Here is a 14,943-nt window from a genome sequence, read left to right as displayed (position 1 = left end):
CCGGGGCATTGTGCTTTTGCTTTTCGCACTTACATGCGAAAAGCTGATTGCAGCGTCTTGCCGTCAGTATAGATGAACAAAGCGATGGAGCGTCCTTGGTATCCAAGCGGCGCTCTGAAAATAATACCTGGAGTTGCGAGTGGCCCGTTTCCTTTCACGTATCCTGCCGCGCCGTTTTCGACCGGAGCGTGTCGAAATACCCGTGGTGCGCCTGCATGGCGCGATCATGGCAGGCGGCAGCCAGTTCCGCCCGACGCTTTCGCTCGCCACCACAGCCGCCGTGCTCGACAAGGCTTTTTCCGACAAGGAGGCGCCGGCGGTGGCGCTTTCCATCAACTCGCCTGGCGGTTCACCGGTGCAGTCGCGGCTGATTTTCCGGCGCATCCGCGACCTGGCCGAGGAAAAGAACAAGAAGGTCTATGTCTTCATCGAGGATGTCGCGGCTTCGGGCGGCTACATGATCGCTGTCGCCGGGGACGAGATCATTGCCGATCCCTCCTCGATCGTCGGCTCGATCGGCGTCGTCTCCGCCTCCTTCGGGTTTCAGGATCTCATCAAGAAGATCGGCGTGGAGCGCCGCGTCTATACGGCGGGCAGGAACAAGGTGGCGCTCGATCCGTTCCAGCCGGAAAAGAAGAGCGATATCGAACATCTCAAGACGCTGCAGCTCGAAGTGCACGAGACCTTCATCGATCTCGTCAAGGAGCGGCGCGGGGCGAAGCTCTGCGATGATCCGGACCTCTTCACCGGGCTGTTCTGGAGCGGCGTGAAGGGGCAATCGCTCGGCCTCGTCGACGGGCTGGGCGACATGCGTTCGCATCTGCGCCGGGAATACGGGCCGAAGACCAGGCTGAAGCTGATCCAGGCGCCGCGCGGGCTGCTCGGATGGCGCACGCCTTCCGTCGGTCTTCACAAAGCCGATCCTTTGGCGCAAGCTGCGGCGGGCGCAACGGAGGGCCTTTTGTCGGCGATGGAGGAAAAAGCCCTATGGTCGCGCTACGGCCTTTAAAAAAGGCTATATTGTCATGCCCGATGCATATGATGCCCGACGCATATGATGAAAGGCAAGGTTTGAGGATTTGAGGCAATGCCGCAGCTCATCTTTTTAATCCTGATCGGCCTGGTCGCCTGGTATGGCTACCGTTCGTTCAAACGTGAGGCCGCACGGGTTTCGCAGCGCATCCGCCAGGCCGAAAAGGAAGCCCAGACCCGGGCTCAGGGCACTCTGGTGCAGGATCCGAAGACAGGCGAATACCACGTGCGCAAGGATTGATCCTGTGCCGCCCGACACTTGGCCTATCGCATGAACAGGCATATTTCCCCGCTCCTTCCCCGGCTCTCGGCGCGTGAAACCATCTCGCTCCTTGCGCCCGCCAAGATCAATCTGGCTTTGCATGTCACGGGCCGGCGCGATGACGGCTATCATCTGCTTGAAAGCCTGGTGGCCTTCGCAGCGTTCGGCGACCAGATCGACGTTTCCCCCGCACGGCAGGACCATTTCGCGGTAACGGGGCCGTTCGCCTATGCCGTACCGGCGGACGGAGCGAACCTCGTCATGCGGGCGCGCGATGCGCTGCGGACGCGGTTTCCATCACGAGCCCGACCGGTCGACATCAGATTGGAGAAGAAGCTGCCGATCGCATCGGGCATCGGCGGCGGATCGAGCGATGCGGCCGCAGCACTCATCGCGCTCAACAGGCTATGGGCGCTCGATCTCGACATGCCGGCGCTTTGCGAAATCGGGCTTTCGCTCGGCGCGGATCTGCCGATGTGCCTGCATGGCCAGCAAACGGGGCTGCCGCTTGTTGCGCGCGGCATCGGTGAAGCGCTCGATCCCGTCTCGCGCTTTCCATCGCTGCCGATCGTGCTGGCCAATGACGGCACCGGGCTCTCGACGCCGCAGGTTTTCCAGGCGCTCTTGCGCCGGGACCATCCGCCGCTCCCCTCCCCGCCGGCGTTTTCAGTCATCGAGGAGGTCTGCGCCTATCTCCAGGGCACGCGCAACGATCTTTATGCCGCGTCGCTGACGCTTGCCCCCGGGCTGGCCGGCCTTCTCGACCTTTTTGTCCAAACGGGCGCGCGTTTCACACAGATGTCGGGATCGGGGGCGACCTGCTTTGCGGTCTTTGGCGATAATGCTGCGGCGGCACGGGCGGCGGCGTTCCTCAGGGCGCGTCATCCGCAATGGTTCGTGGTGGCGACCGAAACACGGTCAACATCGGAGTCATGACTGGAATGGCAAGCGAAACACGCCCCTTCGTGCCCGTGGGCATCGCGGTATTGACGGTTTCCGACACGCGCACGCCGGCCGACGACAAATCCGGCGACACGCTCGTCGAGCGGGTCGGCAAGGCTGGCCATCATCTTGCCGCCCGCGATATCGTTCCAGACGACCAGGAGAAAATCCGCGAGAAGGTTCTGTTCTGGTCGCGCGATCCGAATATCGATGTCATCATCACCACCGGCGGCACCGGCTTTACCGGGCGCGACGTGACGCCGGAAGCGCTCGAACCGATCTTCGAGAAGCGCATGGACGGCTTTTCGGAAGTCTTCCACCGCATCTCCTACGACAAGATCGGCACCTCGACGATCCAGTCGCGGGCGACCGGCGGCGTCGTCAACGCAACCTTCGTCTTCGTGCTGCCCGGTTCACCCGGCGCATGCCGCGATGCATGGGACAATATTCTGGAATTCCAGCTCGACTACCGCCACATGCCCTGCAATTTCATCGAGATCATGCCGCGGCTGGACGAGCACCTGAAGCGCGGCAAATTCTAGAGCATTTCGTTTCATATAGAAAACGCTGGCGGGACAGCGCCCCCCTCTGTCCTGCCGGACATCTCCCCCGCAAGGGGGGAGATTGGCTGACACGGCTCTTGGCGTTCATTCTGCAACGTTGGCGATTGGCCCCGAACTTTCATGAAGGCGTAATCTCCCCACCTGCGGGGGAGATGCCCGGCAGGGCAGAGGGGGGCGCCTCGCGATTCCATTAAAACAGGAACCGCTCCAATCCTGCCTCACGCCCGACTGGCAGGGACGATCTCCCCTTTCAGTCGCCGCGCGGCAATGCCCCGCGCCAGATCTTCCGCCCCATAGCCAGGTTTCAGGAGCGCCATAGCCTGACGCTTCGACATCAGGAGACCATCGCTCAGCGGCGCGTTGGTGCCGAAGACCCGCGCCAGGAAACGCGGCCTGTTGATCTTGGAACGCGTGAAGCGCGCCGGGCCCGGCAAGGCTTCGATATGATTGCGCGCGGCCTCCGACCAACCGTCGAGCAGGCGCGCGCCCGGCTCCAGAAACAGCAGCCATTCTCCACGCGCCCGCCTGACGGCATCGAGAAGCGGCTGGTTTTCCAGGAATGTGCAGCCGGCAGCATCGGCCACCCTGTCCGTATGATCGTCCGATCCATGATCGACGATGATGACATCGCGCACCAGTCCCTCGACGGCGGCGCCGACCAGGCTCGCAAGCGTGCGGGCCAGGGCTTCTTCGGCATTCTTGGTTTCGATGATCACGGATACCATAGCTTTGCTTATCGCATCGCAGCATAAAATGCCATATTTCGCTCACATCCAAAAAAGTTCTTGCTTTGTTCTCATTTCGCAAATAGGAATAGATTCATCAAACGGTGAACGGCGATGCTGATTACCTCGGAATATTTTCCGGAAGGAGGAAGCGATGGATGTCATTCAATATGCTGACAAAGCAGCTTTCGGAGAGGGCCGGACGGAGCATGCAAATGCGCTGATCGGGGAAGCGGGCCTGCGCATCGATCATGAGCGGCGGCGTGGGCGCGGCGCCGGCATCAATCCTTCCGGGCGCTTCGAGCCGTTGTCCCGGCACGTCTTCGACGATGGCTGGAGCACGATCGAGGAGCTCGCGCCGTTCAAGACGGACGTGCAGATCGAGAAGCCGCGCACGATCATCACGCGCAATGATTCACCCGATATCAATTTCGACCGGTCGATCAACCCCTATCGCGGCTGCGAGCACGGCTGCATCTATTGCTTCGCCCGTCCGACGCACAGCTATATGGGGCTCTCGGCGGGGCTCGATTTCGAATCGAAGCTGTTCGCCAAGCCGGACGCTCCCCGTCTCCTGGAGAAGGAACTGGCAAAGCCCGGCTATGTGGCGAAGACCATCGCCATCGGCACCAATACCGACCCCTATCAGCCGATCGAGAAGAAATGGCGCATCATGCGCGAGATCCTCGAAGTGCTGGAGGCGGCCAACCATCCCGTCGGCATCGTCACCAAATCCGCGATGGTGTTGCGCGATCAGGACATTCTCGCCCGGATGGCGGAGAAGGGGCTGGCCAAGGTGGCGCTCTCGGTGACGACGCTCGATGCCAGGCTGGCCAGAACGATGGAACCACGCGCGTCGACGCCGACGCGGCGACTGCAGGCGATCCGCGCGCTTGCCGATGCGGGTATTCCGGCCTCGGTGATGATGGGACCGGTCATTCCCGGCATCAATGATCACGAGATCGAGCGGATACTCGATTCGGCCCATGCGATGGGGGCGCTCGAAGCGGGCTATGTCATCTTGCGCCTGCCGCTGGAGGTCGCTCCGATCTTCAAGGAATGGCTCTTGCGGCATTATCCGGACCGCTACCGCCATGTCATGTCGCTGGTGCGCTCCATGCGCGGCGGCAAGGATTACGACGCTGAATGGGGCAAGCGCATGCGCGGCGAAGGCCCCTATGCCTGGCAGATCGGCCGGCGCTTCGAAATCGCCGCCAAGAAGCTTGGACTGAACACGCAAAGACGGCGGCTCAGGGCAGACCTTTTCGAGCCGCCGGCAAAAAACGGGACACAACTTTCACTTTTTTGATGTGTGTCCGGAACTTTTAGACGCCACATGCATAATCTGGGCATAGTCGGATTATCTGGGCATTATGGAATTATCGGGCCCCATGCGGGGTTCCGGCAAGATGACAAGCTTCCGTCGGGCAACCGAGCCCCTTGCCCGACGGTGACCTGCCTGCCCCCGTCCCCCGGCAGGAGGTCTTGCGGAGAACCGGAAGCAATGCGATCGTCGCCGCACAATGACACGCGCGCTTACCGATTCTCCGCTCCTTTTCGACATGCCGCTCAAGCCGGATTTTTCCAGCGAGTTGCGGCTGCTCAAGAGAGGCGTCCGCCCTATCGCAGGCATCGACGAAGCAGGCCGTGGCCCGCTGGCCGGACCGGTGGTGGCGGCGGCGGTGATCCTGGATGCGGAACGGCTTCCCGAAGGTCTCGATGATTCCAAGAAGCTGACCGCTTCCATGCGCGAGACGCTCTTCGAGATCATTCTCTCGCAGGCCCTGGCGGTTTCGGTGGCGAGCCTCTGTGCGCCGGCCATCGACCGGTCGGATATCCGCAAGGCGGCGCTCGAAGCCATGCGCCGCGCGGCAGCCGGGCTGACATTGGCGCCGTCTCATGCGCTGATCGACGGCTGCGATGTGCCCTGGGGATTGCGGTGCGAGGGCAGCGCCCTCGTCAAGGGCGACCAGCGCTCGATCTCGATCGCCGCCGCCTCCATCGTCGCCAAGGTCACCCGCGACCGCATGATGCAGCGGGCGGGCGCCCATCACCCCGCCTACGGCCTCGAGGCGCATGCGGGGTACGCCACGGTGCGGCATCGCTCGGCCATTGAGGCCCACGGCCCCCTGCGCGGCCTGCACCGCTACACCTTCGCACCGATCAAGGGGCGTTTTCCCGCGGAGTGAGAGGTGGATTGCTTTGGGGTGGGCGCGTTTCATCTCACCCCCCTCTGGCCTCCTGAGCTTGTCGAAGGGCGGCCAGAGGGGGGTGAGATGAAACGCGCCCATCTTATTTGTCTTGCTGGATTCGCAGGCTCGCTGGGGCGCCAGATGGGAAGCAAGCACCCACGCACCAAACGAAAAACGCCGCCTTGCGGCGGCGTTCGGATTCAATTTCGAATCGATGAAAAAGCGCCGGCTCAGTTGAGCCGTGTCTTCACTTCGCCGACGGACTGCTTGAACAATTCGCCCACGGCCTTCGTGTCGAGCTTGTCGGCGATGAGGCGTCCCGCCGCGGAGACGGCCATGTCGACGGCCGAAGAGCGGACCTCGTTGATCGCCTCCGACTCGGCCTGCGCGATCTTCTGCTCGGCCAGCTTGTTGCGGCGGGTGACATAGTCTTCCGTCTTCTGCTTGGCTTCCTCAAGAAGCGCACGGGCCTCGCGCTGCGCTGCGGTCAGGATCTCGCCGGCTTCCTTCTCGGCTTCCTTGCGCTTGCGCTGGTATTCGGCCAGAAGCTGCTGGGCTTCCTCGCGCAGACGGCGGGCCTCATCGAGCTCGTTCCTGATGCGGTCGGCGCGCTCGTCGAGCGAACGGGCGAGCACCTTCGGCACCTTCATATAGACGATGATGCCAGCGAAAATGATAAGAGCGACGAGTGCCCAGAATGAAGCGTCCATGTCGTCCTCCTTCAGCCGCGAACGGCTTTGATTGCGGCTGATACGGAAGCCTTGTCAACGCTTCCGCCGATGAGCTTGCCGACGATCTCGGTTGCCGTATCCTCGGCGATGGTTCCGACATCGTTCATCGCCTTCGCCTTGATCGCGGCGATCCGGGCTTCGGCTTCGGAGAGCTTGGCTTCAAGTGCCGCCTCGACGGTGGCGCGCTCGCTCTCCGCCTTGGTCTTGGCGGCGTCACGGGCCTCCTGTGCGATACCGCCGGCCTTGATGCGGGCCTCGGCCAGATCCTGTTCATAGGCCGCTATGGCGCTGTCGGCATCCTGCTTCATGCGGGTGGCCTGTTCAAGATCCTGCTCGATACGATCGCGGCGGGTCTCGATCACGCTGCCGATGCGCGGCAGAACCACGCGCGACAGGAAGAGATAGAAGAGCCCGAAGGTTATCGCCAGCCACAGAAGCTGCGACGCATAATGGGTGGAATCGAACGGTGGAAAGACGCCGGTGTGACCGGCCTCGTGCGGCACTCCGGTTTCGGTGTGCACGGCTTCGGCGCCCCCGGCAGGGGCACCATGATCAACCGCCGGTGCTTCAGCCGGTTGAGAATCGGTTTCGCTTTGGGCAAACGCCGCGGACACGAACATCCATCATCCCCTTTACTCAGGCACCTACGGCATGATCCGGAAAGAATATCGTCCGGAAAAGATCATGCGCAGGCTGAAACGTCAGAGCGTCCTCATACATCCCTCGGATGCACGGTGCTCTACAGCATCAGCCGCAAAATCGGAATCGATTTTTCGGCTGCTACAGCGCCTTTCATGCTGCATCCATATGGACACAATTCGACATGGCAGCGCTGTAAAGCAAGAACCGGCCGCGACAACCGTGCCTCAAGAGGTCACGTCCGTGCACGGCCGGCCAGTTCAAATCCGCCGATCAGACGGCGAACAGGAGCAGAAGCGCGATGAGCAGCGAGAAGATGCCCAGAGCTTCCGTCACGGCGAAACCGAACACCAGACGGCCGAACTGGCTGTCGGCGGCGGACGGGTTGCGCAGAGCGCCGGAGAGATAATTGCCGAAGATATTGCCGAGGCCGAGGGCCGTACCGGCCATACCGAAACAGGCGAGACCGGCGCCGATGTACTTTGCTGCTTCCGCTTCCATGGTGAACTCCTTCTGGATTGAAAATTAACGGCGGATTTTGGTTCTGGCGGAAATCCGCCGGCGAAACTCAGTGCCCCGGATGTACCGCATCATTGATGTACATGCAGGTGAGCACGGTGAAGACATAGGCCTGAAGAAAGGCCACGAGGAACTCGAGCGCGGTGATCGCCACCGTCATGAGCAGCGGCAGGATCGCGCCGCCGATGCCGACCGCGCCAAGGGCGCTGAGCGACACGACGAAGCCGGCGAAGACCTTCAGCGTGATGTGGCCGGCCAGCATGTTGGCGAAAAGACGAACCGACAGGCTGACGGGGCGGGAAAGGAAGGAAATGATCTCGATCAGAACCACCAGCGGCACGATGATCGCGGGAACACCACTCGGCACGAAAAGCTTGAGAAAGCCGAAGCCATGTTTCCAGAAGCCATAGATGACGACGGTGCCGATAACGAGAATCGACAGCGCGAAGGTGACGATGATCTGGCTCGTCACCGTATAGAAATAAGGAAACAGGCCAAGGAAATTGGCAACCAGGACGAACATGAACAGCGAGAACACGAAGGGGAAGAATTTCATGCCCTGCGATCCGGCCGAATCCCGTAACGCCGAGGCGACGAATTCATAGGCCATTTCGGAAACCGACTGCAGCCTGGTCGGAACGAGACCGCGGCTCGACGACGTCAGGAAGAGGAAGCCTGACGCCACCACGACCGTCATCACCATGAAGGCCGAAACATTGGTGAAGGACAGATCGACCCCGCCGATGTCGATAGGAATCCATCTGGAGACCTGGAACTGATGGATCGGATCGTTAGCCACCTTAACCTCGTCTGTCGTCCGTGCCCGAAGGCGTTTCAGTTTCCGGCCCGAAGGGGCCTAGTCTTTATTCTTGCCGTCATTCCGTTGGCCTGGCGCCCGCCCGGGCTGAATGCCGCCCGTTTGCGCGACATTGCCCGCCGAACGCAGAATGTTGAGCACGCCGGCAACAAAACCGAGGAGAAGAAAGATGATCAACCCCCACGGCGACGTCCCGGCGAAATGGTCGATCAGCCATCCGACCGCCGCACCGACCAGAATGCCGGCGATGAACTCGCTCGACAATTTCATGGCCTGCGCAACCCCGGCAGATGTCCCCGACCGTTCTTCCGGAAAACCCGACTTCCCTATCGCGCCCTTCTTTGCCAGCTCGGCTCCGAGACGGCGGCGACGTTCATCCAGATCCCCCGAAAAAGGGCCGGCGTCCGCACCTTGCGCCTGTGAGGCGCGATCCGGCTGATCGGGCTTTTTCCCGGTTGCCATGACGCCTCCTCGAGCGCGTTGGTGCAAGGCTTCGGCCCCACTTCAAAGTCGCGCGCAACATATTGACAGCCCGCCTGCTAGTCAAGGCGGAGAGATCATCCCCCTCGAAGGATTTTTTCTTTTTTGAATCAAATGTTTACATGAATTGTGGCGCCGGACCCTCCAGAATCGCCCGCAATGGTGCGGTAATCCGGCGCAGACAATCGCTGAATCCTCTCGTCGGACACCTCACGGCGCGCCGGCGGAGGGCGGCTGGCGCGGTCAGGTTCCTCCATCCGGCCATGGCGGATTCGGCGATTCTCAACAGCGTTTCCCGCGTGGCGCCGTCGCGCGCCTGCAGCGACATGCCCTGCTGCACCGTCATGTAGAATGCGGCGACCGCCTGACAATCCAGGCGGACAACAGGGATGCCGCGGCAATACCATCGGCGGCAATCTCGCCGATCGGGTGCCGTTTGCCGGCGTGAGCCTTTATGCCGCATAGACAGCGGCACGAAGGCCTGAGGCGTTTGTGATCGGCCGTAGGGGAGAAGGAGCATAGGCGCCGCCCCCTGGCCTCCTGAGCTTGTCGAAGGGCGGCCAGAGGGGGTGTGACGAAGTGCAACCTACCCGCTTAGCCGCCTTAATCCACTCAACTCCACCCGCCGCCATAGGTGCGGTAGAAGATGTGCAGGCCGATCTTCTTGACGCGCTCCATGGTGCGCGCCCAGCGTGGATTGACATAGGTTGCGTGGTAATGGGTCGCGGAGCCCACTTCCGGCAGCCATATCTGGCCGGCGGTCACCGCTTTCGCCACTTGCTGGGCGGTGCGCCAATGGCTCTGCTCGGTCACGCGGTGGCGGCGTCCGTCGCAGGCGAATGAGAACTGGCAGCGATTGCGCCAGTCGTCATTTTGATAGACGACGCCGCAGATGGTCTTGGGATAGGCCGGATTGCGGACGCGGTTGAGGATCACCTGCGCCACTGCGGCCTGTCCCTTGACCGGCTCGCCGCGTGCCTCGAAATAGATGCCCTCTGCCAGGCATTTCTGCTGCTTTGGGGTAAACACCAGCGGCGGCAGCGGGGATGCCGCCCAGGGATGATCCCCAGGTTCGACCGGCGGCGTGAACCGGCCATTGTTCTTGTCTTGCGTGAGGATGCTTTCGAAGGGTGACGTCTTGGCGTAGTCCGGCTCGGACGGCGCGTAACCCGTTGCCAGAATGTCGGGATTGTCGTTGGTGACGAGCTTTGCCAGAAGGGTGGGCACCGCAGGCGTCGGCTTCGGCGGCTCGACCTTGTGGAAGGCGAGCGTGATATCGATCTCCTTGCCACGGATCTTCGATTTGGCGAAGGCCATGCGGATTTCGGGTTTCTCGGCCAGGCGCAGCAGCATGCTGGAGCGCTCGAGAAGGGAACCGGCATTGAAGGATTTCGGCGGCGCCTTCGGCAGGACGGAGACGATGCGGCCATGCTTTTCGGCGCGATTGATACGGTTTTCATCCGGGTTGGGATCCGCGATTCCGAGCTTTGCGCCGTGCTCGCCACCGGAGAAGGCGACACGGCCGACGCCTGGCACGTTGACCCCGGCGGCCTTGATGCTGCCTGATATCAGCGCGGTATCGACGAATGGCGTTTCCGCCTTGTGGATAGAGCCGGCGGGCGTCTGCAGCATGAACGCCGCCCAACGATGCCCGCCCGCCTCACCGGCCGAGATCAGGCTCGACATATCCTGAAAGGCGACAACAGTCGGATTGAAGAAATAGATCGCCGCACCGATGATGGCGGAAGCCGCCAGACCATGTTTTGGCTGAGAGCGACGATTGCGAGAGGAGCGCCCCATGGGCAACACCAAGACGGAACGGACGGGCAAAGTCCGCAAAGACGCAAAACGCACGTGACACTCCACTCGAAACACGCTGAACTGAACGCGTGTGAGAATGAAGCATTAACCTTGATGGAGCGTTAACAAGTGGTGCGTTTAGCTATTGATTTTGTTAATGCATTTTTAATGAAATCTCTGCCCTTCGACACTTCGGCAGCCAATGTTATCTCGAATCCCATCTCGCGCTGACAGACGCTTCCCGAGAAGAAGCATCGATCGAGCGGCCGATCAACAGCATCTCCTTTGAAATTGCCTTCCCGCCTTCCTTGCTTGGATCGTGACCTCGTATTGGGCTGCAGCGTCGATATCCAGCCGCCGAAGCGTTCGGCGAGTTAAGGACTGAGCAACACAAAGAGTTTCGGCTTGTATTTGGCGTGGTGAACGGCATTCCGAATATGCTCACATTCCGCGTGCATTGCCCGCCGGTTGCCTTCGCTGCCGTTGTCGCCGCCCCCGCCATGCACCTGGTGGAAAGTAGGCCCTCCCCCACCTGTTCCTTGCTGGTCTCCCGACGCAGTCATCCGACTGCCTTGATTATCACCCCTTAGTCTCTTGATGTTGTGGCCAATAATGGGATACGTTTTCCGCAGATAATATCATTAGATGCATGGGATGATCAATTCTTGGAAAGCAACCAGACCAGACTTCTATCCCCGAACGACGCTGTAAAACTGCCTGCCGGGTCCGACCACTACACAGCCTATGTCGGCCCACCCGGACAGTGGGATTTCATGGGAGCTACGCAGTTCCGGTTACTAACGACTCTGGGATTGCGCAACCGGCACAAGGTTCTGGATCTAGGCTGCGGCTCACTCCGCGCAGGGCGGTTCCTGATCATGTATCTGGATCGCGGAAATTACTTCGCAATTGAACCAAACGCGTGGCTAATAGAAGACGCCATAAAAAATGAGATCGGACAAGATCTTGTTAAGCTGAAACAACCGTCCTTCAGCCAAAACGACGACTTCAATACCGAAGTTTTCGGCACAAAATTCGATTTCATTGTGGCACAATCTATTTTCTCCCATGCTGGGCCTGAATTGGTCTCAACCGCCCTCCGGAGCATTCGGCGGTCGCTCGGTGAAAATGGGCTGGCCCTGGTGACGTTCATCCATACGGACAAACAGCCTCGCACGGTGGAAGAGGCGCCTGGATGGACATATCCAGGGTGCACCACCTACCGGCCCGAGCGAGTATCCGCTCTTCTGTCGGAGGCTGCGCTCTATGGTCGCGAGTTACCATGGTATCATCCACGTCAGAATTGGTATGTTCTCGCAGCCAGCCCCGAGATCCTGCCGGATTCTACGCTAGATAGCCACCTATCAGGCGCAGTTCTGCGGGAGAAAGAATTTCAAGGCAGTATTGAACGCAAATAGGGCTTCGATGGATCGTTGGCCGATTCTTTAAACACTAAGAGCCCTTTGAAGAAAGTTGATTGTTATTGTGGGTTGTGATTCACGCTTTTGATGTGGACACGAGAGAGCTGTGGCCGGATGGCCAAAATCTGAAACGCTGCCCGACCGGGCCAGGCTCATGGACACGCTGCCGTCGTTCTCAATTCCATGTCCTGCCACGCCGGTGGGTTGTCGAGCAGACCTTCGGCGGGATGATGCGTTGGAGGCGCCTCGGGCGAGACGACTAGCAACGCATCGATGTTTCCGAAGCCATGATCCACATTGCCCTCCGATTGCTTCTGGTCAGACGAAATTATATGCGAACAAAACATGAACCTCCATATGCAAGAATACGGCAACAAGCTCGTCTTCGTCTGCTACAACGCCAAGCGGGTGGGTTAGCCTTACGCCATCCGGCACCGCCGGAATTGTGGAGATGGCGATCCCGCTGTTGCTACGGCTGGAATAGGGTGGCCAACCACCGAAAAGATCGAGGAATGCCTGAACGCATTGTTTCCACCTGAAGGCAAACTGCTCTAGCGGCGCTTCTTCGCCCGGCCGGCGAAAGGATTGTCCGATGTCCTGAGCGACAGGCGGATCGGGACGCCCGGCATCTGGAACGTCTCGCGCAGACCGTTGATGAGATAGCGCACGTAGGATTGCGGCATGGCATCAGGCCTGGAGCAGGAGACGATAAAACCCGGCGGGCGGGTCTTCACCTGCGTCATATATTTGATCTTCAGCCGGCGTCCAGAAACGGCCGGAGGCGGATGGTGGGCGAGGACGCCTTCCAGCCAGCGGTTGAGCCGGCCGGTCGAAACGCGACGGTTCCAGACTTCATGGGTGAGCAGGACACTCTCCATGAGCTTGTCGATCCCCTGCCCCATTTCGCCCGAGATCGTCACCGCGCGAAGGCCGCGCACCTGCGGCAGGAGGCGTTCGGTCTTCTCGCGCAGATCGGCCAGAACCTCCTGGCGGTTCTCGATCAGATCCCATTTGTTGAAGGCGATAACCGGCGCACGGCCTTCGCGCACGATGAGATCGACGAGTTGCAGATCCTGCTTTTCGAACGGGATCGTCGCATCGAAGACGATGATGACGACTTCCGCGAAGCGGATGGCATGCAGGGCATCCGAAACCGACAGTTTTTCCAGCTTGCCCTGTACGCGCGACTTGCGGCGCATACCCGCCGTGTCGAACAGCTTGATGCGGCGGCCGTTCCACTCCCAGTCGACCGAGATCGAATCCCGCGTGATGCCGGCTTCCGGCCCGGTCAGCAGACGTTCCTCGCCGACCATGGTGTTGATCAGCGTCGACTTGCCGGCATTGGGACGCCCGATAATGGCGATCTTGAGCGGCTTGCCGGTGTCATAGGCCGGAATGTCGTCGGCGTCGGGATCCTCGATGTCGTCACCGATCAGCGTGGTCTCGGAGGTGGAAACGACCGGCCTCTCCTCGGCTTCGGCATCGTCCTCATCCGGGCCGAAGGCGCGCTCGCCGAGCACGGCGACGATGGCATCGCGCAGGTCGGGAATGCCCTGCCCGTGCTCCGCCGAAACCGGGCAAGGTTCGCCAAGACCGAGCCGATAGGCGTCGTACATGCCGGCTTCGGCGCCGCGGGCCTCGGACTTATTGGCGACGAGGACGACGGGCTTGCCTGATTTGCGCACCAGATCGCCGAAGGTGACGTCGGTCGGCGTTATGCCGGCCTTGGCGTCGATCATGAAAAGGATCACGTCGGCTTCGGCAATCGCGATCTCGGTCTGGGCGCGCATGCGGCCTTCCAGCGTGTCGCTGCCCACCTCTTCGAGGCCGGCGGTATCGATGACGCTGAATTTCAGATCGTAAAGCTTGCCGTCATGCACGCGGCGGTCGCGCGTCACGCCCGGCATGTCATCGACGAGCGCCAGCTTGCGCCCGACGAGCCGGTTGAAAAGCGTGGACTTGCCGACATTCGGACGCCCGACAATGGCAAGGGTAAAACTCATATGCGTTCCTGCTGCCTTCTTTTCACGCAAGTCCGGAGGGAAAACCGGTTCCCACTTTTCCCGGACCTGCTCTCAGCTCAGCCCTGCGCCGCAGCGCCGGAGCTGCGGATCAGATCGAGCATGGTGTTGGCGCGCTGACGGATATTCGGCGGCGTCCCGGTGTCGTCGGCCAGTTGCTGGAACAGGCGCACCGCATCATCGGTGCGGCCGGCTTTCCAGGCGGCAAGCCCCAGGACTTCGCGCGCCGAATGACGCATCGGGTTGCCATCCGAAGAAATCGGTTCGACCCGCTTGGCGACATCGTCATACGTGCCGGTGTCGACCAGAATGAAAGCGGCGCGCAGCCGGGCGATATCGCGGATGGCGGTGTCCACCGCATTGTCCGCGGCAACCTCGTCAAAGGCCGATACGGCGCCTGCGGCGTCGCCTTTCTGGAAAATCAGCGTTGCCGCGCGCATGCGCGCCAGGACGGGATAGGCGCCGTAGCCGTTCTTTTCGAGATCGCTCAGCGCCGTCAGCGCCTCGTCGTTCTTTCCCTGGCTCGCCAGGTTGAGGGCTGCAAGAAACTTGTCGCCCGACTGCGAAGCGCGGGATTCGCTCCAATATCGATAGCCGACCGTCGCCGCCGTTCCCAGGACGATGGCGACGGCGCCGCCGATCAGCAAGGGCCCGAAGCGCCGCCAGATTGCTTTTGCCCTGTCGGAGCGGATTTCTTCATTTACTTCGCGGATGAAGCTGTCGTCTGCCATGGACCTGCCGTCAATCATGAATTGTTCGTGTATGCGCCATTCCGGGGCGCATGACACTTGGTTCACGC

General features: G+C 61.0%; 16 protein-coding genes. 7 read left to right on the top strand and 9 right to left on the bottom strand.

Annotation, left to right across the window (positions count from 1 at the left end):
- The first annotated feature begins 139 nt into the window (after positions 1-139).
- The 4 genes from C5748_RS28740 to moaB all read left to right on the top strand — a co-directional run bounded on the left by C5748_RS28740 (position 140) and on the right by moaB (position 2,778).
- Positions 140-1,009, top strand: coding sequence for a S49 family peptidase (locus C5748_RS28740; RefSeq protein ID WP_245428698.1), 870 nt, complete (start codon positions 140-142; stop codon positions 1,007-1,009).
- 78 nt (positions 1,010-1,087) lie between these two features.
- Positions 1,088-1,273, top strand: a complete 186-nt coding sequence (locus C5748_RS00495; protein ID WP_105739980.1) for a hypothetical protein — start codon at positions 1,088-1,090, stop codon at positions 1,271-1,273.
- Between the two features lie 30 nt (positions 1,274-1,303).
- The gene (locus C5748_RS00490; protein ID WP_105740271.1) at positions 1,304-2,230 is read left to right on the top strand and encodes a 4-(cytidine 5'-diphospho)-2-C-methyl-D-erythritol kinase; all 927 of its coding nucleotides are present in this window, start codon (positions 1,304-1,306) and stop codon (positions 2,228-2,230) included.
- Between the two features lie 5 nt (positions 2,231-2,235).
- Positions 2,236-2,778, top strand: coding sequence for a molybdenum cofactor biosynthesis protein B (gene moaB / locus C5748_RS00485; protein WP_105739979.1), 543 nt, complete (start codon positions 2,236-2,238; stop codon positions 2,776-2,778).
- Positions 2,779-3,017: 239 nt separating this feature from the next.
- On the opposite strand, the gene C5748_RS00475 is transcribed toward moaB, so the two are convergent.
- Entirely contained in the window at positions 3,018-3,524 is a 507-nt protein-coding gene (locus C5748_RS00475; RefSeq protein ID WP_105739978.1) for a glycosyltransferase, read from the bottom strand.
- A gap of 154 nt (positions 3,525-3,678) precedes the next feature.
- Between C5748_RS00475 and C5748_RS00470 the strand changes: the two genes are divergently transcribed.
- Positions 3,679-4,833, top strand: coding sequence for a PA0069 family radical SAM protein (locus tag C5748_RS00470; protein ID WP_105739977.1), 1,155 nt, complete (start codon positions 3,679-3,681; stop codon positions 4,831-4,833).
- A 214-nt stretch (positions 4,834-5,047) separates the two neighbouring features.
- Positions 5,048-5,713 (top strand): ribonuclease HII, encoded by a 666-nt coding sequence (locus C5748_RS00465; protein ID WP_105739976.1) that lies wholly within the window; start codon positions 5,048-5,050, stop codon positions 5,711-5,713.
- A gap of 233 nt (positions 5,714-5,946) precedes the next feature.
- On the opposite strand, the gene C5748_RS00460 is transcribed toward C5748_RS00465, so the two are convergent.
- From C5748_RS00460 to C5748_RS00430, 6 genes are all read right to left on the bottom strand, one after another.
- The gene (locus C5748_RS00460) at positions 5,947-6,426 is read right to left on the bottom strand and encodes a F0F1 ATP synthase subunit B (protein WP_105739975.1); all 480 of its coding nucleotides are present in this window, start codon (positions 6,424-6,426) and stop codon (positions 5,947-5,949) included.
- A gap of 11 nt (positions 6,427-6,437) precedes the next feature.
- On the bottom strand, positions 6,438-7,067 hold the full coding sequence (locus C5748_RS00455; RefSeq protein ID WP_105739974.1) for a F0F1 ATP synthase subunit B: 630 nt from the start codon (positions 7,065-7,067) through the stop codon (positions 6,438-6,440).
- Positions 7,068-7,359: 292 nt separating this feature from the next.
- A complete protein-coding gene (locus C5748_RS00450; RefSeq protein WP_006466154.1) occupies positions 7,360-7,587 on the bottom strand; it encodes a F0F1 ATP synthase subunit C in 228 nt (75 codons plus the stop codon).
- A gap of 67 nt (positions 7,588-7,654) precedes the next feature.
- Positions 7,655-8,404 carry a F0F1 ATP synthase subunit A gene (locus C5748_RS00445; protein WP_105739973.1) on the bottom strand — a complete coding sequence of 250 codons (750 nt, stop codon included), beginning with the start codon at positions 8,402-8,404 and terminating at the stop codon, positions 7,655-7,657.
- A 57-nt stretch (positions 8,405-8,461) separates the two neighbouring features.
- Positions 8,462-8,884: an AtpZ/AtpI family protein gene (locus C5748_RS00440; RefSeq protein ID WP_105739972.1), complete on the bottom strand. Its 423-nt coding sequence runs from the start codon at positions 8,882-8,884 to the stop codon at positions 8,462-8,464.
- Positions 8,885-9,514: 630 nt separating this feature from the next.
- The gene (locus C5748_RS00430) at positions 9,515-10,702 is read right to left on the bottom strand and encodes a cell wall hydrolase (protein WP_105739971.1); all 1,188 of its coding nucleotides are present in this window, start codon (positions 10,700-10,702) and stop codon (positions 9,515-9,517) included.
- A 665-nt stretch (positions 10,703-11,367) separates the two neighbouring features.
- On the opposite strand from C5748_RS00430, the gene C5748_RS00425 reads away from it, so the two are divergent.
- Positions 11,368-12,120, top strand: a complete 753-nt coding sequence (locus C5748_RS00425; RefSeq protein WP_105739970.1) for a class I SAM-dependent methyltransferase — start codon at positions 11,368-11,370, stop codon at positions 12,118-12,120.
- Between the two features lie 554 nt (positions 12,121-12,674).
- Here C5748_RS00425 and der read toward each other — a convergent pair.
- Together der and C5748_RS00410 are read right to left on the bottom strand one after the other, a co-directional pair.
- A complete protein-coding gene (der, locus tag C5748_RS00415; RefSeq protein ID WP_105739969.1) occupies positions 12,675-14,126 on the bottom strand; it encodes a ribosome biogenesis GTPase Der in 1,452 nt (483 codons plus the stop codon).
- A 77-nt stretch (positions 14,127-14,203) separates the two neighbouring features.
- Positions 14,204-14,875 (bottom strand): tetratricopeptide repeat protein, encoded by a 672-nt coding sequence (locus tag C5748_RS00410; RefSeq protein WP_105740269.1) that lies wholly within the window; start codon positions 14,873-14,875, stop codon positions 14,204-14,206.
- Between the last annotated feature and the right edge of the window lie 68 nt (positions 14,876-14,943).

Source organism: Phyllobacterium phragmitis (genome assembly GCF_002980495.1).
Lineage (GTDB): Bacteria > Pseudomonadota > Alphaproteobacteria > Rhizobiales > Rhizobiaceae > Paramesorhizobium > Paramesorhizobium phragmitis.
Note: the sequence above shows the minus strand (reverse complement) of the source record. Positions and strands in the feature narration are given on the sequence as shown.